The following is a 23,964-nucleotide window of genomic DNA, read 5'->3' as shown; positions in this document are numbered from 1 at the left end:
TAATCTTAGAAAATCAATAAAAATCCTTTTCGAAAATTAACTACAATGCAAATAATTTGTAAATTTAAACTATCTGAATTCAGATTTTTTTGATATTTGAATTAATTATTTTTATTTAAACAGTTAAAATAAATATCATGCAATTGATTTGCTGCTCTCTCAAAATTATACAACTTGTTCATATATTCTTTAGCAGCATTGCCCCAGATTTTAATTAGTTCGGGATTATTCAATAATTTAGAAATTGATTTTTCAACACCTTCACGAATATTTTCATTTGCCACCTCTATCTCTGCCTTTAACTGTGTTCCATGACTCCAAATACCTTGCCATCTGTTCTGCCGACCTAAATTTATATCAATGACATATCCAGTTTCATTGTGTTTAACCAATTCAGGAATCGCAAAAATATTTGTTGTAATTGCCGGCATTCCCAGTAAAGCTGCTTCAATAATGACCCAGCCCAAAGATTCATCATAAGATGGAAAAATCAATACATCACAATCATGCATAAGTTTAATAACGTCCTTGTTAGGCAAACTTTTATAATGGGTAACCCAATCAGAGGTTTCTAACAATTTATCCCATTCTAGAGGACTAGGTGAGTTTTCCCGCAATACATAACCACCCTCTTTAAACCGCCCAACAACTGTAAGATTTATATTCGCTCCTTTTTCGATAAGATTTTTTATTGCCATATAAGCTGGCACAAGTCCTTTACGAAATAAATCACCGCCAATAAAAAGCATTTTCAATGGGCGTTTACATTTTAAATCAATTGCAGATATCTCATTTTCCTCTCCCAGACTACTGACATCTACCCCTCCCCTGAAAACCCTTATTTTATCTGCAATCCCTGGATAACCCAGATTAAGCATTTTCTCTCTAGCCAGAGCTGCCGCAATATCGCTGAGCGCTAAAATAGCCAAACAACGATTTGAATTTAATATCGACAATCCAAGCGACTCCTGCCATTTATAAACGCTACCCAAATATCGTGGGATTTCATTTTCAAATGAAACAACAAAGGGAATATTAGATAAAGGAATCGCATTCCATGTATGGATTAAATCCACTTTTTGACCAAGAATAACAGGTGTATTTTTGTAAAATGTTCCTTTTCGCTCAAGCCTATGTATCGGTATTGAAACAACTCTCCGATATTCAATTTCTTTAACAGGCAAAGCGTAAGAAACTCTCTCATAACCATATCCAGGAAAAATAATTCCGATTTTCCGAAGTTTTGAGTTAAAAAAAATACTAGCCCTTTTAGGAACAACTGTAACATTTTTACTTAAATCCATTGGCTCCCCGCAATAAGTCCTTAATTATAAATTTGCATGTATTACTATCATCCATAAAGTCTAAGCATCGAAAATCCCATTTGGATGACAAATAAAATATGATTAAATTAAAAAGATTGATTGCTACAACCTTATAAACTAATGGCACACGAGTAACTCAAGATTTATTAGTATTTTTCATAACTGCTTGACTCAAAGCCTGCTCAAACAGTTCTGTAGCGTCATCCCAACTGTATCGGATAACCGTTGCATGAGCTTCATCAGATAAAGCAAGCCATTCCTGCTCCGTCGAGTTGAATACCTTCATCACAGTATCAGTCAAGCTGCCAACATCATCAATTTCACATAAAAATCCGTTTTCACCTTGCCTGACAATATCTTCGGGTCCACCAACTTTCGTCGATACCACAGGACAACGACATGCCATTGCTTCTAAAGGTGGCAAATGAAATCCTTCGGATCGACTACAGCAGAGCCACACATCGCATTGCCCATATATTTCGCGCAAACGTGATTGCTGTGGTTGATATTCAAACTCAAAATACTCTGGTAATAAACTTTTTAAAGGTTTACTGCTTCCAAAACAAATCACTCGCAACTCAGGCAATTGCTCTTTTACTTGCCCAATCACCTTTAGCAAGGTATCGATACCCTTGAACTCAACTTTTGAATATAAGAATCCCAATGTTGGCCTGATTTGCTTTTTTCTGAGCGTAGCAAAAAAAAGATCTGAATCAACACTATTAGGTACCAATGAAACGCTTGAGTCCCGGTAAGTGTTTTGCATTGTTTGCACCAACCAATTTGAGATTGTTATTTTATATAATGGCAATAGATAAGTTTGTTTGACTCTTTCAATCGGTTGCCCCTGATGAACTTCATGGTGCTGAATAAAATATACCTTAGCCCCTTTGCAAGCAGGAAAATGAGCAACCCATTCTGCCGTTTCCCACCAGGTTGCAATGACCACATCCGCGTCGGGCACATCGCTACCTGTAACAGGGCGATTTGATTCCAGGTAAGTAACATTAACACCTAATAAATCAAAATGATTTTGTAATTGTTCAGCAACAGTTACCCAACCAGTACCTTTAATCCATCGTTTTAGCTGTTGCTTGAAGGTTAACAGTTTTTTTTGCGGCGCAATAACATTGACATGATGTCCACGTTCAATCAATTTTTTTGCATAAATGGCACAGACTCTGTCCCCACCCGTCATAGCTGGATTCGCCATTATTATTGTTATATTCATGATAGACGTTATTAAAATAATATTGTTTTATAAAGATATAGTTTAAGAATCTATGAATAATACGAAACAACAAGCATTATCAAATTATTGATAAACCTTTGAGGCACTGGATAAATCGAAAGTTGCCTGTTTCCTATTTGCATCAAAAATCGCTTCGGTACGACCAAGCAACGCGCCCGTCAACAACCATAACCAGGGCGCCAACGAAGCATTGGGCAATTGATCTATCATAACAATTCCAATAAGAAGTGCGTGTGCCGATAGAAGTGTCATTTCCTGTTGCGTTTTAACTCTCTTAAACGCTGATGCGGCACTAAACACCGACAATGTCAAAAGTCCGAATTCCGCGATAAAACCTATCCATCCAAACTCTCCGAAAGTAATGATCCATTTTCCATCCGTCACAGTCATATCGTCACCAGTCTCTTCATTATAAACGCGATTACGCCCCCAACCTCCCCAACCAAAAAATAAGCGCTGCCGTGCATGCTCCAGCAGTCTATCTTCATTTTCAAAACGAAAACCCAATGATTGCGCGCGCTCAGCGCTCATAGACTCTGTCCAGTCCATCAAGGTCTGATGAGGAAAAAGATTCATAATGCTCATTGTCGGATAGAGCAGTGCTATCAATACCAATATTCTGGCTATTCGAAGCTGAGTCTTGAACGAAGTCACTTTAATCAACAGAAATGCCGCATAGCCATACATGATCGAAGCTACACTTTTACAAAGCAATAATACTAGCAATAAATAACAAGTGACATTAGCAGGAGCAAATCTACGTACCTGGATTTTTAACCGCCAAAATGCTGTTGCCGCTATGATTATAACGACTGTAAAAAAAGCTACCCACAGACCATGTCCCATGAAAACAATCGGACGGAAACCGTCGAATCTTATCTGCTGAATCCAACTATGTGGAAAATAACCATACAACCATCTATGCAACTGGGGACTCATGCGCACCTCAAATAACATCAGCAATGAATAAAACAATCCTGCCAAGATGAGGATACGGAACAGAAGGGCATGATCCTCCACAGTGCGAAACAATTGCCTCCCAAGAAAAAACGGCGTAATAATAATTAACTGGTTGATCACCGCGGATACTGCATCATAATGTTCCATCGGAGGTAACCGGTGTCCACCGATAAAAATAGCATCGCCATTTAATTCCGCAGTAACAAAAGGTCCCAATATAAACAGCAGCAGTAACCAGGATATCCAGCCACGCTGGCCCCAAAAAGGAATTCTCCGTCCGGCTATAAATCGGCAACCTAAAAAAGCCGCGAGCGCAGGAATTGATTCTTTCCCAAGAGGCGGTATCATCGGCAAGTCCACTTTGGTACCTACCGGCAGAAACATATGTCCACCGAGTATGGTCCATAAAGTCGCTTCTGTTACCGATTTAGATCTGTATAGCCATATAGCAATCAATGGCCACAAGACAAATAAAACGGCGTAAGCAAACCAATTAGGCATTTAATATTTTATTCCTTACCGTTTACGCGATTGAAAAAACAGACTACCTGTAACAAATTATTTGATAAATAGCATGATATAGCTTTTCCATGCCATTAAATTTGCCGGATTAATCAAGCATGCCCGAAACCCGCTTTTAATCGCCTTTAGTTTTTCGCCTTGCTTATGCAAACGCCAGGCAGTTCCAATTAAAGCACCTTGCAACTGATCCTTAGAATTAAATGCATCCCCTTGATCTTCTGGAACCAAGGGGGGATGGCCTGATTGCAAATCATCAATTCCTTGCTCAGCACGTTGTTGTCTAAAAAGACGCGCAGTTTCTTCGAAGAAAATCCTTTTTTTTGATGGTTGTGTATGTACAATCGATGAGTCATTGAGCCGGTAAAAATAAACAACTTCCGGCACATAGAATATGTTACAGACTTCTGCTAAGCGCAGTTGTAAATCAATGTCGGAGGATGTTACAAAATAGTCTCTAAATCCATTTATCTTATTAATAAATTCACGTCTAATCGCAAAAGTGCACAATGATGTTCGAGTTTTACCTGAAAGAAGTTCTTCCGTAATATCACAAGGATTATCTCCATTGTTTAGGTTGAGAACGTTACGACCTTTGTCGTCCATCATGGCAAAACTTGCACATACAGCTCCATGAGTGGTGTGATGATTGAGCCAATTAATTTGATCTGCTATTCGATTCTCAGGAACTTGATCATCCGCATCACAAAACAAAATGAATTCACCTTGGCAACTTTTTAATCCATTATTTCTAGCTGCCGCAACTCCTCGTTCATCACTATTTAATAAACGTAACCTAGAATCTCTAGCTAAAAAATCCTCAACAATTTTGCGCGACTGATCTGTTGAATGATCATCAATTACTACCAACTCTAAATCACAGAAAGATTGATTAAGAACAGATTCAATTGCTTGATAAACATAAGCCTCTGCATTTCGCATCGGCATAATGACAGAAACAGTTGGTAGATTCTTTTTCATATAAATTTAATGGATAATGATTTTAATAAAATACAACAAGTATCAATCTTACAAGCTTTATAGTAATTAATTAACGGTCTTAGTGCTTGATAATAAATCTGTACTTTTAAAAGTAAGACGGAAATAGCATATACCCTATAAAACAGGCCATTTATCAATTAATCAAAACCAATAGATATCTACCAAGTCCATATGACAAAAATAATATGGGCCACATCTTAAGCTCACCTTTCCAACTGAGCAGTTTATACTTATTCATCTTGTATAAGATCAATGGAATCTCCACTACAGAGTTTAAAGCAATAGCAACAACAGCCCCATAAAGACCAAAAAAGTTATATGCAATCGGAACTGTACCAAATAAAAAAACAGTTGATGTTGCTGTCAAAATCATAATAGTCTTTGAATCACCTAGTGCCATGAAACAAACACCAGCCATCGTTGTTCCCAAAAATACAATCGAAAATGAAAGAATTTCCAACATCCAGCCTGCATCCTGGTAGCGTTCATCATAAAGCAGATCAATAACTACATGACCTGTACTTGCTAATCCCCCAACAACAATCATTACTACTATATCCAGACGAGAACGCATCCGATAATAGACATTTTTTAAATCTTCCGGCCTGGTTCTAGCAACCTCGCTCATAGCCGGATAAAATACCGATGACCTTACTTTTTTCACGACCTCTTTAAAAGCCGTTGCAAGAAAAAAAGCAATTCCATAAACACCTAATTCCTCAGGCGAAATCAACCCTCCTAAAATAAGTCTGTCTCCTTGAGCAATTAAAAAAGTAAAGATTGACGATCCGAAAATCCATTTGCCAAAATGAAAAATTTCACTGACTGCCTCACTATCCCAGCAAAACTGGCAGCGATCACCGATGTCTGATGCATGCGATAAGGTCATTTTTATACTACATGAAATAACAGTGCCGAATACTAGTGCCCATATATCATGAGTTTTCCATGCCCAGAAAATCATAAAGCCAAGGCCAACTACTTGACTGAAAATCTCTATTGCCACCAATTTTCCCATCATCAACTTTCTGTTTAATAATGACAATTGGATTGAATTAAACCCTGAAATTGCTGCCGTTATCGACATAACAGCCAATATGAAGGGTAATTTAGCATTACCATAAGCAGTATTAGATGACAAATAGCTAAATTGATTAAGATAATATAGGCTTGCACTTATAATTAAAGTGACGGAACAAATCAGAAAACCTCTGATTATCTGAATTGTCCAGGCTGTATTCAGATAATCACGCTCTTCTCCACGCCTGCTCTGGACAATATTCTGAAGCAAGCCGACATCGGAAAACATTTGCAAGCCCGCTAAAATCACATTCACAATGGCCATTATCCCGAACATTTCTGGCACTAGTAAACGAGTCAAAATCAAATTACCACCAAAGCGCAAGAACTGCGAAAACAAGTGCCCGATTAGTACCCAACTGCCTGCTTTGAATGTCCGTTCCCTCAAACTGATAGTCTGTGAATTCATTTCTTTTTAATTACCTATATATTCCATTTTCGCTTTGTTCTTTGGATTTTGTAGTTAATAAACAAATTTTATATATCAGCACTGTTCTGCTCTCTTAACATCATAAAAAATACTTGGGTATATTTGATCTAAAAGAGCGCCAACTTAACATTTGGCCCAAGTGATCCAAAAAATCCTCACAACCGTCGCCAATATTGGATGTTGGAACCGACTATATGCAACATTCATTAAAAGCGGACGGGGCATCGTTGAGGGTAAGATTGTATAACGATTGTATTTTTCTTATTACTGTTGTTTTAGTAGTTGTTATCGACCGTAAACAGTTTTTTGTATCTTTTATTAATGCGTAAAATGACTGCTAGTTAATTCAATAATTATGCGAGTGCTGAAAAAGCCTTATAAAAGATGATCTTTCAGTAAATTTTTTACATCCAGAAATGTCATCAATATTCATTAAATAACCGTAAATACTATTTGAATAATTATCGAAATGAAAAAATTGTATATAGGCGCTAATCGATTGCACTCAGTTAAGTCGCCATTCCATTGATTCATAAAGAAATGACGACATGTTTTTTAACTTAACAGTATTATTGGCAGCATAATTGCCGAGGTAGTACATAACACTGATTAAACCATCCAAAATTAGTATTAAATTATTTTTATTACTTGGATATGTAAATCTCATTTGATCCCACATTCACATCGCCGGTGGAAGTCACAACAATGCCTTGCTTGCCTCTGTTATTGGAATCCAGCAGTTCAATATAATTACCAGTAACCAGTACCCGATCAGATTTAACCGTATCCTCGGTCCTGACCGGCGTCCTTATTCCCGTAAAACCAAAATCCTGGGAATGCGTGATGGTATTGTCCAGAATCTGCAGATCCGTGCAGGACGCGCAGCCGATGCCGACATTGCCGACATTGGTGACCTTGTTACCGGTAATCATCACATTGCTGAAGGACTCTTCAGTCGCATAGCCGGGATCGACGCTGATGCCCCAGCATGTCGGCTCGGCCGCCCCAATGGCTTCAAAAACCGTGTTGTCCTTAATGGCCAAATCCCTGACGACACCATGAACCACCAGGGCTACACCGGTGCATTTGCCGCCGACAAACGCTGATTTGGTTAAGGTATTGCTGGAAACCGTAATGCCGAAATTATTAGCGCCACTGATATAAATATTATGGTTGAGTATTTTTCTGGCAAAGCCGTTATTGGTGAACTTGTTGTTGTCGATCACACAGTCATTGCAGCCGCCCAGCCAGCCCTGGCCTTTATTATTGATGATTTGCGAGTTTTTCAGTTCTATACTCTCATTGACCCGATTGGCGCCGGGATTGGGCACATTAGCGCCCGCCGAATGCACACCGATATCAAAGCCATCAATAATAACCCCATCGATTGAAACAAAGTCCACATCATTAAACAGGAAAATACCGGATCCGGCACCGTTACCCTTGATCGACAGATTTTTGACGACATAGCCTTCGTCATGGTCGGCCTCGCCGCCATCCTGAAAATTCAACACGCCATTGGTGCCGCTGCTGGTAATGAGCGGTAAGTTGGCATTTGTAGATTTTGTAGATGCCGTATTAGGCGGCATGTAGTCAGCGATTGTGCATGGTGCATCCGCAGCGCAGTGTTGATTGAACAATCGGGGATAAGATGAAGTAAACGTCCCGCCTCGGCAGAACAGAATGGCATCCCCGGCGTTCAGATTCTTGAATCTTGACATGGCGAAATCGAAAGTCGCCCATGGCTCATCGGTCGACCAACCGCGATTGCTATCCGAGCCATCATTGCAGACATAATAATTCTGCGCATAGGATGGACTGGAAATCAGGCAAAGCAACACTAGACTCGTATTAATAATAAATATATTTCTTTTCATTATCACATCCCAAAGCAGATTAATTTAAATAATTCCAAAATACAAAACGATTATTTTCCATTTACACACATTAAGCCTTTATAGAAAGTTAACGGATAAAAATAATCTGATGAAAGAATCTCTAGCCGCAATAATTAGAACTAAAATTCCCTGACAATGCATAAAATTACATCAAAACTTATTATCAGACACATTATTAGTCATGAAAATGTGGCTATAGAAAATCACTGTAATCAGTCTACTTTAACCAGTGCTTAAGAACTGATATTAGGCAAGGGCAAATCCATCTCTTGCTGCGCTACTGATTTGTAGTTATGTGCCTGTAAGGGCGAATTATTTATACTCTTACAGGAAATTGAATCACCTATGACCGAATGCCAAAAAAGAGTCTTGGGGGCGAATGAATTCGCCCCTACAGTAGAAAATCTACTGCATAACATTTAATAATATCCCTGATGCTCAGGCAAGGTTTCCGATTTGTTTAATACTGTGCCCAACAATTGGGTACCAGACAGCATTCGCAATGCTTTAGTGACTTCTTCGGGTGTATTGCCGCCCTCTTCAACCACCAGTAATGCGGCATCGAAATAGTCCATGCTGACTAAAACATCGTCAGTGGACAGAATGGGGGGAAGATCAAATATTATAATTCTTGATTCGTATTGGTTTTTTATGTCTTTGATCAGTCTCTTCATTCTGGGACTGGACAGCATTTCTGAAGATCCTGTTACCTGGTCCCTGCCTGGCAGTAATACTAAACGCTCAAATCCTGGATTAACTAAAATATCAGATAAGGGCATATCGTCTTTTACGGTCTTAGTACCAGTCAACCAATATCCCCCTGGATTAACCAGGATATCTGATAAGGGTATATCAGACACGAGGTAATCGCTCAGTCCTTTTTCGACCTGCAGATCAAAATACCAGTGTATTTTGGGCTTTCTTAAATCCAGATCGACAAGCAGGACTGTCTGATTGACTTCCATGGACATTGCGATGGCCAGATTGGCGGCAACCATCGATTTTCCAGCGTTTTGTGTCGGAGCAGTGATGGCAAAACTGTTCCAGTTGTTTTCCCGCAATTGTTTGAGGACTTTAGTGCGTAACATCCGAAACACTTCCGCTATAGGATCATGTTTCAGCATTGCTACCACTCTACGCTCTTTCATAACATCCTGATTGGCGGCATGTACTTTAGTTTTCGCATAAACTATAGCTTGCTCCTCGGTAGGCTTGTTTTTTTTCGGACTGGCGGACTCGGATTGTTTAGATTTTTTATACTTATCTAAAGCTTGCTGTATATGTTCCAACTTTATTGCCCTATATTCGCTGTTTGCTCGTCTATTCTGGATTTTTATATCTATTATCATCTTATTCTTGAGAGCATAGATATATCCACACAAGTGCCGCCCTTTCTATCGCTATAAAAAGGCTTCGATAATAAGCTTAAATTAATATTCTTTCTTATTTTCCCTAAAATTTTCCGCTCAGGAGAAAATTATTCTAACTCCTTATTATTAAGAGTTTTTTAACCTTTTAATTCCTAACAGTTGTTTTCAAACTCCATTCATATAAAAAACTATTGAATAATTGCAATTGTTTTTATATAAGCCCCAACCGATTCCAGGTTTTGTACCATAAAATATCGAGCGGCATATAAAGCGTATGTATCGCCACTATCATTCCTAGAAGCAATACTCCCGCTATGACGCTGAAGCTAATAATGTTTTTTCTGGTTCTGTCCCTATCTTCCTGATTTTCTATATAGGGAACCACGACTAAAGGTTCCATACCGACGATATGTGCCAAGGAACGATGCCCTCTGATGCTGCCGTCCATCATTTCTCTCAGATAACCGACGCCCAAACCGGCTCCTATAGAAACTATAAATCCCATGAACAATATTTTAAGCCGGTTGGGCTTGATAGGTTTATTGGGCAGAAGTGGCGGCTCGAGCAGACTGAATTTTTCAGCTTTTTGCTCCTCTTCCAGTGTCTGTGCCAATTTAGCTTCAAGCTGTTTTGCCTTGAGCTCGTTGTACTTAGCTTTGTTATTATCCAGATCCCTCATCAGTTCATAGTAACCACGTTCAACTTGATGCGTTTGTCCCACGTTCATTTCCAGTGATTTTAATTTTTCCTGCATTTCAGCCCGGTGCGTTCTAATACTGGCTTGCTGAATTTCAGCCACATCCATTTCGCTTTTAATCTGCAAAAGAGCTGGATTATTGATGCTTTGATCCGGCAACTTTTTTGTAGCAGATGGACTCGCCGAACCTGTTAGCTCGGCAACTTTGCGTTGAGCAACCTTAATATCCGGGTGATTATCGGAATATTGCTGCCGTAATTTCGTCAGTTCCTGTCTCGCTTCCTGCAATTCAGCATTCGCCTCTGGCTGCTCAGGATTTTGTCCCGATTCAAGTATTTCGACCTGCCGTTTAATTCGAACAACATCCGGGTGTGTGGCTGAATACTTGCTCAATAAGCGAGCCTGCTCCAGCTTTAATTCCGCAAGTGAACTCGGCGCACGAGCATCGGAGCCCGATGAAGCCAGTAGACCTTGACCAGCTATAGCCATTTGCGATTTTAAGCTGATTTTTCGTTCATCAAGCATTTTTTCCTGCAAGCCCAATTGCTGAATCTCACTTTCGATACGGCTGATCATTGATAAATTGGAAGATAATAACTCCGGCAGACTACCCTTGTATTTTTCTTTATATTCAGCCAGTTCATTTTCAATTTTCTGAATCTCAACTTTGAATTTCTGCGCCTCTTCTTCCAGAAACACAGTTGTTTCTTCGGCTCTCTCTGTACGGTTACGGACGTTTTCATTCAAAAACAGAGTGACCAGTTCATTGGTTACTTTTTGTGCCAGCTGCGGATCTTTATCATCAAATGACAATTTGAATGCGAGCGTTGCTTTGCTCATCCTTCCCCCTTGACTGATTACATCGGCATTCACAAGCTCAAGGTGAGCACTCATCCGAAATTGTTCAGCCTGTTCTGCTACCGTCAACTTTTCCTTTTGCTTGGAATACAGACCAAATTTATCAATGATTTTTGTTAAATTATCAATCGTCATAACCCGTTGCTGAATCAGGCTGATACGCTCATCCGCATAACTGGTGACGGTTGATTTAACCAGATCGGTTGGAATTTGCTGCTGTTCAATTAAAATGGTGGCTTGCGATTGATAAACCGGCGGCAAGATCAATGCGACCGCGATACTGGCAAGCAACAATATAAGCGCGGGGATAACAATGATATATTTTCGTCTGCGCGCTATCTGCAGGTAATCTTTCAGAGTTTTAACGTTTTCTTCCATTGCAGTCTTTATCTCGAAATACTTAATCCGGACCAGTTGTAATTAATAGACAACATAAATATATTTGACTCTGCTGTTCCAGCCCTTGAGTTTACTATTGCAGCCGAGCCTGGCCTCTCCTGCTGTCTATAAGCATAGGATGCCGACAACAACCAATCCTCTGTTAATTTCCAGTTAACGTTAGGCGAAACCCGTATATTTGTACGGCTTAGCCCCAACCCGTCACTTCTATCACCGACTGAATCCGTTTCCTGATAACTGGTCATCAACCCGCTTGAAAGTCGCTCGGTTATTTGATACGAAAAATCAAGGCTGATCCTTGTTTGTTCGGTTAACTGTCCTTGACCTGAAGGAACTAACGATCGGCTTAAACCGAAAGTTGACGATAGACTTTCACCTTTATAATGTACACCGATATCCGTTAAAAAACCTTCCGATGTATTTTGATCGGTTGCCGTCAACAGACCGGGAATTATTACAGTCTCTGTGCTTGTGTCTGTAATTCGCCCGCCGATGGTGCCGCTAAATTGCCATTTTTCTGAAAGCTGATAGTTCGACGACAGATTTATCCCATAACTGTCACTGCTGGAATTTATCTGTCCCGTCGATTCATAATTTGAATAAAATATGGAAATGGTCTGCGCAAATAGTTCATTCCACTGCCGTTGCCAACCCATATTGATTGACTTATTTTCGTTATCATTAAAGTTATTAAACCCAGTTTCGTTATTGTCAAAATCTGAGCCAGAATAGGTTGATTTTGAGTAGGATGCTGAACCGATCAAGCTGTCCAGCTCCGTAAATCTGTAAGAATAAGTCGGAGTGACTGTTATGTTGTCGCGGTTCACGTTAGATGAAAAATTGCCAGTGTCCTGTTCTGCAAAATTTTGGCTGGGTAAAATAGAATAGCTCGCACTTAACCCTGTATTACTGCGCTCGGTTCGATATGCGGTGCTTAATCCGTAGTTTTGCGGATTGTTATTGAGTTCTTCTATATCGGTATAATGCTGAAGACCGTAACTGGCGTTACCTTGCACATCCCATGCTTCGGTTTTACGGGCAAAATTAAGTGTAGGCGTTAAAACATAAATGAGTGATCCTTCGGGGTCTTGAGGCAACATCCTAACATTGTCATTATAAGACAACGACTGATCCACATTGCCAGCCACTGTCCATTCAGCGGCATCAGGACCGGAACAAAAAACGGCCATACCAATAATTAATAGGCCTCTCATGCAACCAGCGTAACATCCTTGTTTACCCTGTTGAGAAATGATTTTCATGTGCTTAATAACGCTTATATAGAGTGCATTCAAGGCACTATAATTACATCGCCACTATGCAGCAAGTGGTTGTTTTCTAATTTGTCACCATCTTCTACTTCGCCGTATTTAAATGCAATCGGTTCGGATTTGTCGCCATTACGGCGCAAAATGACAATATCATTGGCTTTTGCGAATGCGGTCAATCCGCCGGCAAGGCTCAGCATCTGCATGACATCCATCGGTTGATACATAACAAATTGGCCTGGCTTCTTCACTTGTCCGATGACATAGATAGAATTGCCCTCAACCGACTTGACCGAAATATTAACCACCGGATCGGCAATATACTCTGCGAGTCTTTCTTTCAAAATAGCCTGTATCTGATTTATCGATTTACCGGCAACCGGGATACTTCCCGCTAGCGGAAAACTTATGCTGCCATCCGGCAACACGCGCAGTTCCTTTTGCAAGGCTTCTTCATTCCAGACTGAAATTTCAAGGATGTCTCCGGAATTAACCGTGTATTGATAGGAGTCCGCATGCGCAGTTTGAAAAAAAACAAAGAGTACCGGCAACACCGGCAACAAAAAAATTCTCATAAAAAACAACATAATTTTTTACTACTATTTTATAAAATTAAAAAAGGGGCATTACGCCCCTTTAGTATAACCGAAAAAATCAATTTTCTTATGCAACAGATAGTGCTGAATTGGTTTTACGGCGTGAAAAACCGGCTAATCCCATTAAAGCAGAACCGAATAGCCAGACTGCAGCAGGAATTGGTGTTTGAACGTTAAGAGTATAGCTGCCAGTTCCATGAGCCAATACATTTATAAAATATTGAGTATTTGCTGGCAACAGATAACTGAATGTCCACTCAGGGCCAACTTGAGTTGCAGCTACAAGCAATGTAGTTAAAGAACTGTCTGCATAAAGCTTAACATCATCTATAAATGCAGTGCCTTGTGGCGTTGCAATTGAGAAAGATGAGACGTATGAAGCATCTGGATTAGATTCAATACCCCAGATATGGTTGATTGAGCCCTGAATTTGACCAGAGCCCGACACTAATTGACCGGTGCCACCAAAATTAACAGCCATGTTATCTTGATCAGCAAAATCAGGATCTGCTTCTGTTAGCGTTAAAGTAGCCGCGTTTGCGCCAAAAGAAAGCACGGATAAGAATACAAAACTTAAAAAAACTTTTTTCATAAAAAAACCTGCAACAAATTATAAATTATCATAATTTGCAACCCGACTATCTTGGCAAATCCTCCCACCAAGACTCGCGGTTTTCCGCCCCTGCTTCACAACAGGTTAGGCCTTGATCATCCATGAACCATGCCAACCGACCGGTTGGTCACGGACTTAACAACTATCATTCCAATTCTGATAGCATCCAGCGGTCAATTTCAACACACCAGAAAATAACTATAATAAACAGTTATCTATAAAATTTTTAATAAAAATTAATCTAGTTTAATTTCAAAAGAGCATTATTGATATTGCGTTACGATAAAATATTCTATCGCCTAGCCTCGGCAAGTAATAAAATCAAGTTTATTAAAAGCCTTTAGTCTATTTTAATTTCTTATTTTTCTATTAATTTTTCGCTTAACTCAAATAATATACTATGGATATTGCGCTAATAAGCTTTCGCCCCCGAAAAACCTTTAAAAATGGTCAACATTATAATTTTAATATCCAGCCATAAAGACCAGTTTCTTATATAAGCCAAATCATATTGTATTCTTCTTTCCATTTTATCCAAAGTATCCGTTTCTCCCCGATAGCCATTGATTTGCGCGTATCCGGTTATTCCCGGTTTTACTATATGCCTGAGCATGTAGCCTTTTATTTGTCCGCGATACCATTCATTGTGCGCTACTGCATGGGGCCTGGGACCAACAATGGACATTTTCCCCTGCAAAACGTTGATAAACTGAGGCAATTCATCCAGCGATGTACGTCTTAAAAAAGCGCCCAGTCTTGTCACTCTAGGATCATTCTTTTGTGCTTGTTTAATACTATTGTCATCTTCAGTGACAGTCATCGTTCTGAATTTCCAAACGATTATTTCTTCGCCCCCAATACCGTATCGACGCTGTTTAAATATTACTGCTCCAGGCGAGCTCATTCTAACACTTACACTAATTATTACAAATGGAATTGCAATTACCATTAAAATAATCAGACTTAACAGTACATCGAAAGCCCTTTTTATAACACCATCAACCCCATAAAAAGGAGTATCACGAATACTTATGACAGGTATTCCCTTTATATGATGCAAGCTGGATCTTAACATATCAAATACAAATAAATCAGGGACATAATAAACTGAAACGGTTGAATCCGATAAGTGCTCAATCAGCTCCTTAATTCTAAGCTCTGCTCGCAAGGGAAGTGTAATATAAACAATATCGATAGCTCCCTTCTTGGCATCTTTAATTAATTGCCGAAAGTTACCTTTCAATTTATTTTCAGCTAAGTCGCCTCTGTCAGTTTCAGTTTTCTGTTCATCATCATAAAAGCCAACAAAATGCAACCCCATCGATTCATCTTCGGCAAATATATTTTTTAATTCGACACCTAATCTAGTTGCTCCAAAAATCGCAACTCGGCGAGTATTTCGACCCCTTTTTCTGATTATGCCGGCAATACTGCTGGTAATAATGTGCCAAGACACTATCTCCACAGGCACCATTCCAATCCACATCCAAAAATAATGTTTAAAAACAGGATCCACCAAGGGATAAGTTTGATCAACGATCATTATGACAACTAATACCCAGAACCATGAAATAAGAATACGCCTTATTTCAATATGAATGGATAGCCCTCGACTTTGCCGATATAACTCATTGAATTCTGCAAAGATACCAAAAGCGACGACGGATATCAGAAGCCACCAAGTATGCTTGCGATCCCATTCAACGGCGTTAAGGTCAAGGATGGCCCATAAAGTCAATCCAATAACGATAACGTCCAGCAATCGCGCCAATGCTATTAATTTATTACTGTGAGGACGAATAATTCCGAGTCTGTGAGCGTTGTTCACTTTAAAATTATATTTTTATTAGGCAATAAGAGGAGATCTTGCATCAAATACCAACTGATTCTAAGGCATTTCAAATATCGCTACAAGTTAACTCTTTGAAGTCAAGATACATCTAGCAATCTAAGTTACTAATTTAATTACATTTTTATTTTATATCGAGACAATCAGCATTTTTTGAATTTAAAATCAAGCCTTCAACAAAAAATTAATTAAGTATTAACAATTGTTTAATGACTTGACTAATTAATAGATTTCATTTCTTGGGCGTAATACCTAGAGCATAAAATGATGAGCTATTATATGTACAAATACTGATTCAGTATATCAGCCATCATACCTTCGGGAATTATCGATGAGTTGAGTGTTCTATATGAAGGCAAAAGACATTGTTACTGCAAGGAATCGCATTTTTCTAAAAGTTTGCTTTGGGCATGAGCGCTATAAATAGTTTGAATCCAGCAAATGCATGGAGCAATTTGTCGCCCAGATCAAGTGAACGAATAAAATCATGCGACAGCTATTACCTGCAATGCCTCTAGTCGTCTCTTGTTTTTCACTCGGCCAGAGGCTTTAAACTTCACGCCATTTATGCCTTTACGGATACAAATGGTGCTGCGCGATGTCGGGTTGCTTTGCATTTTTCCTTCGCAGATTATGAAAAAATGCAAAGCCCTATCGCTTCCTGGAACTATTAGTCATGGATGATTAATAACGTTAGAAGGTATTGGAGGTGACAAATGAACAAAGGCAATGCTGTACCTGCAAAATCCGCCGTTGTAGTTGTCGATTTTCAGAATTACAAAATTCGAAGTATCGCCCAAGAATATGTCAGACTTTTAGCCGAATACGGAGTCGAAGCCGCCTCATTATGGAGCATGGATAAGGTGGCGGATAATATAGAAAAAAAACAGTTTAATCAATTTGTCCTGCAAGAAATGCGCAAGTATGGTTTTGTAGTCCGTGAGCACTAGAAAAGGAAAGCGGCAACTTGATCCGGTCATGTGGCAACCTTCAATAAAAAGACAGGAAAATGCCAATATAACCGGCTTTATGGCCAGGGTACGAGAAAGCTACGGAGTTAATGTCACAGGCTATGAGAACCTATACCGCTGGTCCATTGCTGAGCCGGCGGCGTTTTGGGATTTGATGTGGCGGTTTGCCGGCATTATCGCGTCTGAGAAAGGCAGGCAAATTGTCGCGAATGCCGACAAAATGCCCGGCGCCAGATGGTTTCCCGAGGCGAGGCTTAATTATGCGGAAAATCTGCTGCTTAAAAGCCATGAAGACCAGTGCGCCATTATTTTCCATGGCGAAAACGGGGAAAGCCAATGCTTGTCCTATGGCGAGTTGTACCGCTGCGTGTCGCAACTTGCGCAAGCGCTGCACCACGATGGCGTTAAACCGGGCGATCGAGTCGCAGGCATCTTGCCTAATCGGCCCGAGAGCATTATCGCGATGCTGGCCACAACGAGTCTGGGAGCAATCTGGAGCAGTTGTTCACCAGATTTTGGAGTGGCCGGCATCGTCGATCGTTTCAGCCAGATCGGCCCTAAAGTCCTCTTTATCGGCGATGGTTATTTTTTTAACGGCAAGACTTTTGATCGTTCCAACCAGATCGCCCCGCTGCTTCAAGCCATGCCATCCATCGAAAGACTGGTACTGACTCCCGTCATAAGCAGTTTTGACGGGGCGAACGAGAATCAGGTGACGCTTTGGCAGGATTACCTGGCCGGTTTTCCGAATGACCGTCCCATGGTGTTTGCGCAACTGCCGTTTGATGCGCCGCTGTTTATTCTTTACTCCTCGGGCACGACAGGCCCTCCCAAATGCATTGTTCACGGTATCGGCGGCACTTTAATTCAACATTTGAAGGAACACAGATTGCATACCGATATCCATGCCGGCGATCGTCTGTTTTATTACACAACCTGCGGCTGGATGATGTGGAACTGGCTGGTTTCAGGCCTGGCATCGGGCGCCACGCTGGTAATTTATGACGGCTCGCCGCTTTATCCTAAGGCCGATTTCCTGTTTGATTTAATCGATGCGTACCGGATCAATATCTTCGGGATTTCCGCAAAATATATCGATGCCCTCAAGAAAGCGGCCGTTGCGCCCAGGACGACACATAACCTGGCCTCGCTCAGGACGATATTATCGACCGGCTCGCCGCTGGCGCCGGCTAGTTTTGACTTTGTTTATGACTCAATAAAATCCGATGTCTGTTTATCGTCTATTTCAGGCGGTACCGATATCATTTCCTGTTTTGTCTTAGGTTGCCCGATTCTGCCTGTCCGGCGCGGCGAGATTCAGTGCCGGGGACTGGCCATGAAGGTCGAGGTCTACGATGAAAAGGGACAACCGCTACAGGGTGAGAAAGGCGAGCTGGTTTGCACAGCGCCCTTCCCTTCCATGCCCGTGGGTTTCTGGAATGATCCGGAGCAACGCCAGTATCATGCCGCCTATTTTGAAAAGTTCCCCGGCGTCTGGAGTCATGGTGATTACGTGGCTTTGACCGATCAGGGCGGCATGATCATATACGGACGCTCAGACGCTGTTTTGAATCCGGGAGGCGTCAGAATAGGAACGGCGGAGATATATCGACAGGTGGAACAGATCGATGAAGTGCTGGAGAGTCTGGTCGTCGGACAGGATTATGATGGAGATTGCCGGCTTATTCTGTTTGTGGTTTTACGCCCTGGCCTACAGTTAAACGATCAGTTAATAGCGGCCATCAAACAACACATAAGAACGAATGCCTCGCCTCGCCATGTGCCGGCCCTCATTCTGCAAGTGACCGATATTCCGCGCACCAAAAACGGCAAAATTGTCGAACTTGCGGTACGCGATATCATCCACGGCCGCCCGATCAAAAATCAGCAGGCATTGGCTAATCCCGAGGCGCTCGAGCAGTTTCGCCGGCTCGTGCCTTTGCTTCAGTGAGCCGATACGCTCAAGCTCGCGCGCCTCGAAGTCATTTAACCGCTAATGCATGGTCGCCAGTTCGCGCCGTTGTTCGTCCAATCCGTCCCAGAATGCCGCAACGCCATCGAGCATTTCACAGCCGTAATGAATGAACTGGTCTTCATCCAGTTGCTGAGTGAAATAGAGTTCTTCCAGTTCTTCCTGCGTGTGCGAGGCATGCTGCGCTTCCAGTTTATCGTGCCAGATAAAAAAGCCTAACGGCAGCTTAAACCCGTTGCGCTCGTTGAAGCGCTTAAAGCCGGTGATCAACTGCCCCCAAAACCCGGCCGCAGCCCAGTTTTCTACCGCGTAGCTGGCTGCCTGGGAAATCTGGTAATTATCCCCGCCGTATAAACGGATTAATTCATTACAAAAAAACAGCGTGGCATCGGTGCCATGTTTCGGTTGCCCTATATCGGCAAATTCCAGCTCCAGTTTTTTGGCGATGGCATAGAGCCATTCGAAATGACCAGCGGAAAAATGGAACGTACTGCCTTCTATGCTGCCCTCGGTGGAGCCCAGATCGTGGTCTTCGGTTCCTTGCGCCATAGCCTTGAAGCTGACGCCCAGTTCATTCGCCAGAATTTCTTTCGATGCCCGCATGGCTTCCAGCGTATCGGCATGGATCATCTTGTTGAGTTGAGCGATCAGGAACTGATTGGAAAACACTGAAAACTGAATGACAAACGCTTTAATCTGGCTCAGGTTCTGGTTGCCTTGCTCAAACCATAACGTATAAGGATTATCCGTGATCACCCGGTGCTGGAGCAGTTCCTTGTTGATTCGCTGCTGAAACTTCAGGAACTGTCTGGCCTTATCAATTGAATATCCGGCTTGATGTTCGCTGAGGGCCGCCAGGGACGGCAGGCTCAATCCTTCGATATGATGTTGCTGTGCAAGGCTTTTTAACGATTCAAAAGTATCGTTTCGCATGATGCACCTCTGAATATAAGTGGTTGTCAATTGAGACCAAAGCTGAATTAGATAAGTTGCACCATGACTGTCTTGAACGGTCTTGAACCTAATGGCCTTTACATTGATCTTATCGAGTATAAATTGCGAGGGAGGTAATGCCATGAATAGCGCATCAAATCCCGTCGGCACCGATGGCTTTGAGTTTGTCGAATATACGGCTCCGGATACCCGGGAACTGGAAAATCTGTTTATTCGGATGGGCTTTACGGCCATTGCTCGGCATCGGTCCAAGGATGTCGTATTGTACCGGCAGGGCAATATCAATTTTATTATCAATCACGAGCCCAGCAGTTTTGCCCAGGCTTTTGCCAAAGTGCACGGCCCTTCCATTTGCGCGTTCGCTATTCGCGTTAAAGATGCCGCCGAATGCCTGGCTCGCGTAATCAGCCTCGGGGCGGAACCCCAGCGCAGCGATATCGGGCCTATGGAACTGAATATCCCGGCCATCCGGGGCATTGGTCGCAGCCTGATCTATTTCGTCGACCGTTATGGCGACCATTCCATTTACGATGTCGATTTCGTGCCGTTCGATAATGTCGATTTAAGACCCGCCGGCCTCGGACTGACCGATATCGATCATTTGACCCATAATGTCTACCATGGCGGCATGGACAAATGGGCCGAGTTTTATCAGCGATTATTCAATTTCCGCGAAATCCGCTACTTTGATATTCACGGCAAGGCTACCGGCTTGAAGTCGCGGGCCATGGTCAGCCCATGCGGCAAGATACGCATTCCGGTCAATGAGCCGACCGATTCCAAATCCCAGATTCAGGAATATCTGGATGCCTATCATGGCGAAGGGATTCAGCATATCGCCCTGCATACCAATAACATCTACGCCACCGTGGAACAATTGCGCGCTAACGGCATCGTCTTCATGGATGTGCCCGATACTTACTATGAGGCCGTTGACCAGCGTGTGCCGGGCCATGAAGAAGACCTGGAGCGGCTACGCCGCGATCACATACTGATCGATGGCGCACCGGGTCGAGGCATTGGTTTATTGCTGCAAATTTTCACCAATACCGTGATTGGGCCGATTTTCTTTGAAATCATTCAACGAAAAGGGAATGAAGGCTTTGGTGAAGGCAATTTTCAGGCGCTTTTCGAGGCGATTGAACTCGACCAGATCAAACGCGGAGTCATCTGATGAACTGGATACACATACCCAAAACAGAAGGACACGCTTCACGGCAAGCACATGCCGACTTGCCGGCCGGCACCTTCGAGCGCGAACTGGGGAAGGAAGGCTTTTACGGGCCGGCGACGCAGATGTATCATCGCCACCCGCCCACAGGCTGGAAATCGGTCGAAGGACCTCTACGACCACGCGCCTTCGATGCGAAGAAACTGAGGTCTCCTGTCGACTGTCCCTGGTATGCGAGCCTGCTGTTCAACAATGCCCATGTGCAAATCCGTTTTATGACATTGCAAAACAGCATGGATCATTTGGTGCGCAATGCCGACGGCGATGAGCTGATTTTTATCCATCAAGGCTCAGGCGACTTGTTCTGCGATTACGGCCACTTGAATTTCCGTGAAGGCGACTACCTGATGCTGCCGCGCGGCACGCAATGGCGCATGGATGTGACGGAACCGATCCAGGCGCTCATGATCGAGGCCACCAATGACAGCTACCGGCTGCCGGACAAAGGCCTGGTCAGCCAGCAGGCGATTTTCGATCCGGCTGTGCTGGACACGCCGATCATTGATGACGCCTTTATCAACCAGCAGGATAACGCGGAATGGCGCGTCATCGTCAAGCGCCGGCAGCAATTGAGCACCATCACCTATCCGTTCAATCCATTGGATGCAGTTGGCTGGCACGGCACGCTGATGCCGGTGCGCCTGAACTGGCTCGATATCAGGCCGTTGATGAGCCATCGCTATCACGTGCCGCCGTCGGCGCACAGCACGTTCGTCGCCAGCCGTTTTGTGGTTTGCACGTTTGTGCCTCGGCCGTTCGAATCCGATCCCCATGTCCTGAATGTGCCGTTTTTTCACAGCAATGATGATTACGACGAGCTGATTTTTTACCATTACGGCCAATTTTTTTCGCGGGATCACATCTATCCGGGCATGATGACGCTGCATCCGAGCGGCATTCCGCACGGCCCGCATCCGAAAGCGTTAAAGAATGCCGACAGCAAGCGCAACGGCATGACCGACGAGGTGGCGGTCATGATCGATACGCGCGACGCGCTAACCATATCCGAGCAAGCCACCGCTATCGAATGGCCGGAGTATGTGGATTCCTGGAAATGAAACTGGGCACGCTTAAAACAAAGCATCGTGACGGCACGCTGGTTGTGGTCGACAAGCAGTTGAGCCGCTGTGTCTTGGCGCCTGATATTGCCCTGACCCTGCAAGCGGCGCTGGACGACTGGCAGGACATCAGCCCCCGATTGGAAGCGGTCTATCAAGCACTGAACAAGGGCGCCTGCAAGTCCATGCCGTTTGAGCCGGGCCAGATGACTGCCCCGTTGCCCAGAGCCTATCAATGGCTGGACGGCAGCGCCTACTTGAGCCACGTCGAGCGCGTGCGCAAGGCCAGAGGCGCCACCTTGCCCCCCGATTTGCTTGACAACCCGCTGATGTACCAGGGCGGCTCTGATATGTTACTTGGCCCGCATGACACGATCGTTGCCGCCAGTGAAGAGTACGGCATCGATTTCGAAGCCGAAGTCGCCGTCATTACCGACGACGTGCCCATGGGCATTTCGGCGGCTGATGCCGCCAGTCATATCCAACTGGTTATGCTGGTCAATGACGTGTCCTTGCGCCACCTGATTCCCGGCGAATTGGCCAAGGGCTTCGGCTTCCTGCACGGCAAACCCGCCAGCGCCTTCTCGCCCGTCGCCGTGACGCCTGATGAACTGGCTGACGCCTGGCAGGACAACAAACTGCACCGGCCGCTGACCGTGCACTGGAACGGTGAACTGTTCGGCCAGGCCGATGCCGGCACCGACATGCAATTCAATTTCGCGCGCCTGATCAGCCATGCCGCCAAGACGCGGTGTCTGGGCGCCGGCACGATCATTGGCTCGGGCACGGTCAGCAATTACGATCGAGCGGCCGGGTACTCCTGCATTGTCGAGAAACGCGTCGTTGAAATCGTTGAATCCGGTGCGGCCGTGACGCCGTTCATGCATTATGGCGACCGGGTCAGGATAGAAATGTCAACCCCGCAGGGACAGTCCATTTTTGGTGCTATCGAGCAGGTCGTCAAACCATGGGCATAATCTTGTACAGTTATTACAGAAGCTCCGCCTCGTTTCGGGTGCGGATCGCGCTGAACATCAAACGAATCGATTACGAAATCCGCCCCGTGCATCTGCTGAGAGACGGCGGCGAACAACACCATGAGGATTATCTGAGAATCAATCCCCAAGGTCTTGTGCCGACCCTGATCGATGGCGGCGCCGTGTTGACCCAGTCCTCGGCGATTATCGAATATCTGGAAGAAGTTTATCCGACCCCTGCATTACTGCCCAAGTCGGCCCTCGACCGGGCCTATATGCGTGCACTGGTACAGTTGATCGCCTGCGACATCCATCCGCTGAACAACCTGCGCGTACTGCAATACCTCAAGGAGAAGCTGAATTATGATGATGCCCGGCACGCCTGGTATTGCCACTGGATTCAGAAAGGCTTCTCTGCCCTGGAGTTATTGTTGGAGCAGCATGACTGCAATGGCCTGTCTTGCGTGGGCGATGGTCCCGGCATGGCCGATGTGTTTCTGGTTCCGCAGGTTTACAACGCCTTGCGTTTTAACTGCGAAATGCATGAATTCCCGTTGATCAGCCATATTTATGAAAACTGCATGCAGCAGTCCGCCTTCCTGAATGCCACGCCTGAAAATCAGCCTGATGCGGAAAAAGCGCTTTGAAACAGCTGAAAAAAGGGCCGGGTTATCCGGCCTTTTTC

At 43.4% G+C, this 23,964-nt stretch carries 19 protein-coding genes and 1 riboswitch; of the genes, 6 read left to right on the top strand and 13 right to left on the bottom strand.

What is annotated here, in order from left to right; all coding sequences use genetic code 11:
* Nucleotides 1–101: 101 nt before the first annotated feature.
* From METLU_RS0103490 to METLU_RS0103430, 12 genes are all read right to left on the bottom strand, one after another.
* Entirely contained in the window at nucleotides 102–1,304 is a 1,203-nt protein-coding gene (locus tag METLU_RS0103490) for a glycosyltransferase family 4 protein (protein ID WP_081679007.1), read from the bottom strand.
* Between the two features lie 157 nt (nucleotides 1,305–1,461).
* Nucleotides 1,462–2,556, bottom strand: a complete 1,095-nt coding sequence (locus METLU_RS0103480) for a glycosyltransferase family 4 protein (protein ID WP_027157020.1) — start codon at nucleotides 2,554–2,556, stop codon at nucleotides 1,462–1,464.
* Nucleotides 2,557–2,640: 84 nt separating this feature from the next.
* Nucleotides 2,641–4,038 (bottom strand): hypothetical protein, encoded by a 1,398-nt coding sequence (locus METLU_RS24395; protein WP_051299754.1) that lies wholly within the window; start codon nucleotides 4,036–4,038, stop codon nucleotides 2,641–2,643.
* 57 nt (nucleotides 4,039–4,095) lie between these two features.
* Nucleotides 4,096–5,037 (bottom strand): glycosyltransferase family 2 protein, encoded by a 942-nt coding sequence (locus METLU_RS26570; protein WP_081679006.1) that lies wholly within the window; start codon nucleotides 5,035–5,037, stop codon nucleotides 4,096–4,098.
* 154 nt (nucleotides 5,038–5,191) lie between these two features.
* Nucleotides 5,192–6,547 carry an oligosaccharide flippase family protein gene (locus METLU_RS0103465; protein ID WP_027157018.1) on the bottom strand — a complete coding sequence of 452 codons (1,356 nt, stop codon included), beginning with the start codon at nucleotides 6,545–6,547 and terminating at the stop codon, nucleotides 5,192–5,194.
* A 665-nt stretch (nucleotides 6,548–7,212) separates the two neighbouring features.
* Nucleotides 7,213–8,445 (bottom strand): right-handed parallel beta-helix repeat-containing protein, encoded by a 1,233-nt coding sequence (locus METLU_RS24385; RefSeq protein WP_196806487.1) that lies wholly within the window; start codon nucleotides 8,443–8,445, stop codon nucleotides 7,213–7,215.
* Between the two features lie 440 nt (nucleotides 8,446–8,885).
* Nucleotides 8,886–9,815: a CpsD/CapB family tyrosine-protein kinase gene (locus METLU_RS0103455; RefSeq protein WP_051299751.1), complete on the bottom strand. Its 930-nt coding sequence runs from the start codon at nucleotides 9,813–9,815 to the stop codon at nucleotides 8,886–8,888.
* 232 nt (nucleotides 9,816–10,047) lie between these two features.
* Nucleotides 10,048–11,769, bottom strand: a complete 1,722-nt coding sequence (locus METLU_RS0103450; RefSeq protein WP_027157016.1) for a GumC family protein — start codon at nucleotides 11,767–11,769, stop codon at nucleotides 10,048–10,050.
* A gap of 8 nt (nucleotides 11,770–11,777) precedes the next feature.
* Nucleotides 11,778–13,052, bottom strand: a complete 1,275-nt coding sequence (locus METLU_RS0103445) for a porin family protein (protein ID WP_155920429.1) — start codon at nucleotides 13,050–13,052, stop codon at nucleotides 11,778–11,780.
* Nucleotides 13,053–13,081: 29 nt separating this feature from the next.
* A complete protein-coding gene (locus METLU_RS0103440; RefSeq protein WP_051300198.1) occupies nucleotides 13,082–13,633 on the bottom strand; it encodes a polysaccharide biosynthesis/export family protein in 552 nt (183 codons plus the stop codon).
* An 88-nt stretch (nucleotides 13,634–13,721) separates the two neighbouring features.
* Nucleotides 13,722–14,246, bottom strand: coding sequence for a VPLPA-CTERM sorting domain-containing protein (locus tag METLU_RS27750; protein ID WP_155920427.1), 525 nt, complete (start codon nucleotides 14,244–14,246; stop codon nucleotides 13,722–13,724).
* Nucleotides 14,247–14,279: 33 nt separating this feature from the next.
* A riboswitch (cyclic di-GMP riboswitch) is annotated at nucleotides 14,280–14,367 on the bottom strand.
* Nucleotides 14,368–14,679: 312 nt separating this feature from the next.
* Nucleotides 14,680–16,095 carry an undecaprenyl-phosphate glucose phosphotransferase gene (locus METLU_RS0103430; RefSeq protein WP_027157013.1) on the bottom strand — a complete coding sequence of 472 codons (1,416 nt, stop codon included), beginning with the start codon at nucleotides 16,093–16,095 and terminating at the stop codon, nucleotides 14,680–14,682.
* Between the two features lie 737 nt (nucleotides 16,096–16,832).
* Here METLU_RS0103430 and METLU_RS0103425 point away from each other — a divergent pair.
* Both METLU_RS0103425 and METLU_RS0103420 read left to right on the top strand, forming a co-directional pair.
* Entirely contained in the window at nucleotides 16,833–17,066 is a 234-nt protein-coding gene (locus METLU_RS0103425) for a hypothetical protein (RefSeq protein ID WP_027157012.1), read from the top strand.
* Nucleotides 17,056–19,038: an acetoacetate--CoA ligase gene (locus METLU_RS0103420; protein WP_081679005.1), complete on the top strand. Its 1,983-nt coding sequence runs from the start codon at nucleotides 17,056–17,058 to the stop codon at nucleotides 19,036–19,038. Before METLU_RS0103425 ends, METLU_RS0103420 begins: the two co-directional genes overlap by 11 nt.
* A 42-nt stretch (nucleotides 19,039–19,080) precedes the next feature.
* Here METLU_RS0103420 and METLU_RS0103415 read toward each other — a convergent pair whose 3' ends face one another.
* Nucleotides 19,081–19,992 (bottom strand): hypothetical protein, encoded by a 912-nt coding sequence (locus METLU_RS0103415; RefSeq protein WP_027157010.1) that lies wholly within the window; start codon nucleotides 19,990–19,992, stop codon nucleotides 19,081–19,083.
* Between the two features lie 142 nt (nucleotides 19,993–20,134).
* On the opposite strand from METLU_RS0103415, the gene hppD reads away from it, so the two are divergent.
* The 4 genes from hppD to maiA are packed head-to-tail and all read left to right on the top strand — an operon-like array spanning nucleotide 20,135 to nucleotide 23,926.
* Nucleotides 20,135–21,187, top strand: a complete 1,053-nt coding sequence (gene hppD, locus METLU_RS0103410; RefSeq protein WP_027157009.1) for a 4-hydroxyphenylpyruvate dioxygenase — start codon at nucleotides 20,135–20,137, stop codon at nucleotides 21,185–21,187.
* Nucleotides 21,187–22,302: a homogentisate 1,2-dioxygenase gene (locus METLU_RS0103405; RefSeq protein ID WP_036242821.1), complete on the top strand. Its 1,116-nt coding sequence runs from the start codon at nucleotides 21,187–21,189 to the stop codon at nucleotides 22,300–22,302. The genes hppD and METLU_RS0103405 overlap by 1 nt, the downstream gene beginning before the upstream one ends.
* Nucleotides 22,299–23,279, top strand: coding sequence for a fumarylacetoacetate hydrolase family protein (locus METLU_RS0103400; protein ID WP_027157007.1), 981 nt, complete (start codon nucleotides 22,299–22,301; stop codon nucleotides 23,277–23,279). Before METLU_RS0103405 ends, METLU_RS0103400 begins: the two co-directional genes overlap by 4 nt.
* Complete coding sequence (gene maiA / locus METLU_RS0103395; protein ID WP_196806486.1) at nucleotides 23,270–23,926, top strand: maleylacetoacetate isomerase; 657 nt, start codon at nucleotides 23,270–23,272, stop codon at nucleotides 23,924–23,926. Before METLU_RS0103400 ends, maiA begins: the two co-directional genes overlap by 10 nt.
* Nucleotides 23,927–23,964 lie beyond the last annotated feature (38 nt).

It is taken from the genome of Methylobacter luteus IMV-B-3098 (assembly GCF_000427625.1).
In the GTDB taxonomy this organism is placed as follows: Bacteria; Pseudomonadota; Gammaproteobacteria; order Methylococcales; family Methylomonadaceae; genus Methylobacter; species Methylobacter luteus.
This window is presented reverse-complemented; position numbering and strand designations above follow the sequence as displayed.

Bases quoted from the DNA above. Each gene is read 5' to 3' on its own strand.
- METLU_RS24385 (WP_196806487.1), bottom strand. From the start codon at position 8,445: ATGAAAAGAAATATATTTATTATTAATACGAGTCTAGTGTTGCTTTGC.
- hppD (WP_027157009.1), top strand. From the start codon at position 20,135: ATGAATAGCGCATCAAATCCCGTCGGCACCGATGGCTTTGAGTTTGTC.
- METLU_RS0103400 (WP_027157007.1), top strand. From the start codon at position 22,299: ATGAAACTGGGCACGCTTAAAACAAAGCATCGTGACGGCACGCTGGTT.
- METLU_RS0103465 (WP_027157018.1), bottom strand. From the start codon at position 6,547: ATGAATTCACAGACTATCAGTTTGAGGGAACGGACATTCAAAGCAGGC.
- METLU_RS0103405 (WP_036242821.1), top strand. From the start codon at position 21,187: ATGAACTGGATACACATACCCAAAACAGAAGGACACGCTTCACGGCAA.
- METLU_RS0103450 (WP_027157016.1), bottom strand. From the start codon at position 11,769: ATGGAAGAAAACGTTAAAACTCTGAAAGATTACCTGCAGATAGCGCGC.
- METLU_RS0103480 (WP_027157020.1), bottom strand. From the start codon at position 2,556: ATGAATATAACAATAATAATGGCGAATCCAGCTATGACGGGTGGGGAC.
- METLU_RS27750 (WP_155920427.1), bottom strand. From the start codon at position 14,246: ATGAAAAAAGTTTTTTTAAGTTTTGTATTCTTATCCGTGCTTTCTTTT.
- maiA (WP_196806486.1), top strand. From the start codon at position 23,270: ATGGGCATAATCTTGTACAGTTATTACAGAAGCTCCGCCTCGTTTCGG.
- METLU_RS0103445 (WP_155920429.1), bottom strand. From the start codon at position 13,052: ATGAAAATCATTTCTCAACAGGGTAAACAAGGATGTTACGCTGGTTGC.
- METLU_RS0103425 (WP_027157012.1), top strand. From the start codon at position 16,833: ATGAACAAAGGCAATGCTGTACCTGCAAAATCCGCCGTTGTAGTTGTC.
- METLU_RS0103440 (WP_051300198.1), bottom strand. From the start codon at position 13,633: ATGAGAATTTTTTTGTTGCCGGTGTTGCCGGTACTCTTTGTTTTTTTT.
- METLU_RS0103415 (WP_027157010.1), bottom strand. From the start codon at position 19,992: ATGCGAAACGATACTTTTGAATCGTTAAAAAGCCTTGCACAGCAACAT.
- METLU_RS24395 (WP_051299754.1), bottom strand. From the start codon at position 4,038: ATGCCTAATTGGTTTGCTTACGCCGTTTTATTTGTCTTGTGGCCATTG.
- METLU_RS0103455 (WP_051299751.1), bottom strand. From the start codon at position 9,815: ATGATAATAGATATAAAAATCCAGAATAGACGAGCAAACAGCGAATAT.
- METLU_RS0103490 (WP_081679007.1), bottom strand. From the start codon at position 1,304: ATGGATTTAAGTAAAAATGTTACAGTTGTTCCTAAAAGGGCTAGTATT.
- METLU_RS26570 (WP_081679006.1), bottom strand. From the start codon at position 5,037: ATGAAAAAGAATCTACCAACTGTTTCTGTCATTATGCCGATGCGAAAT.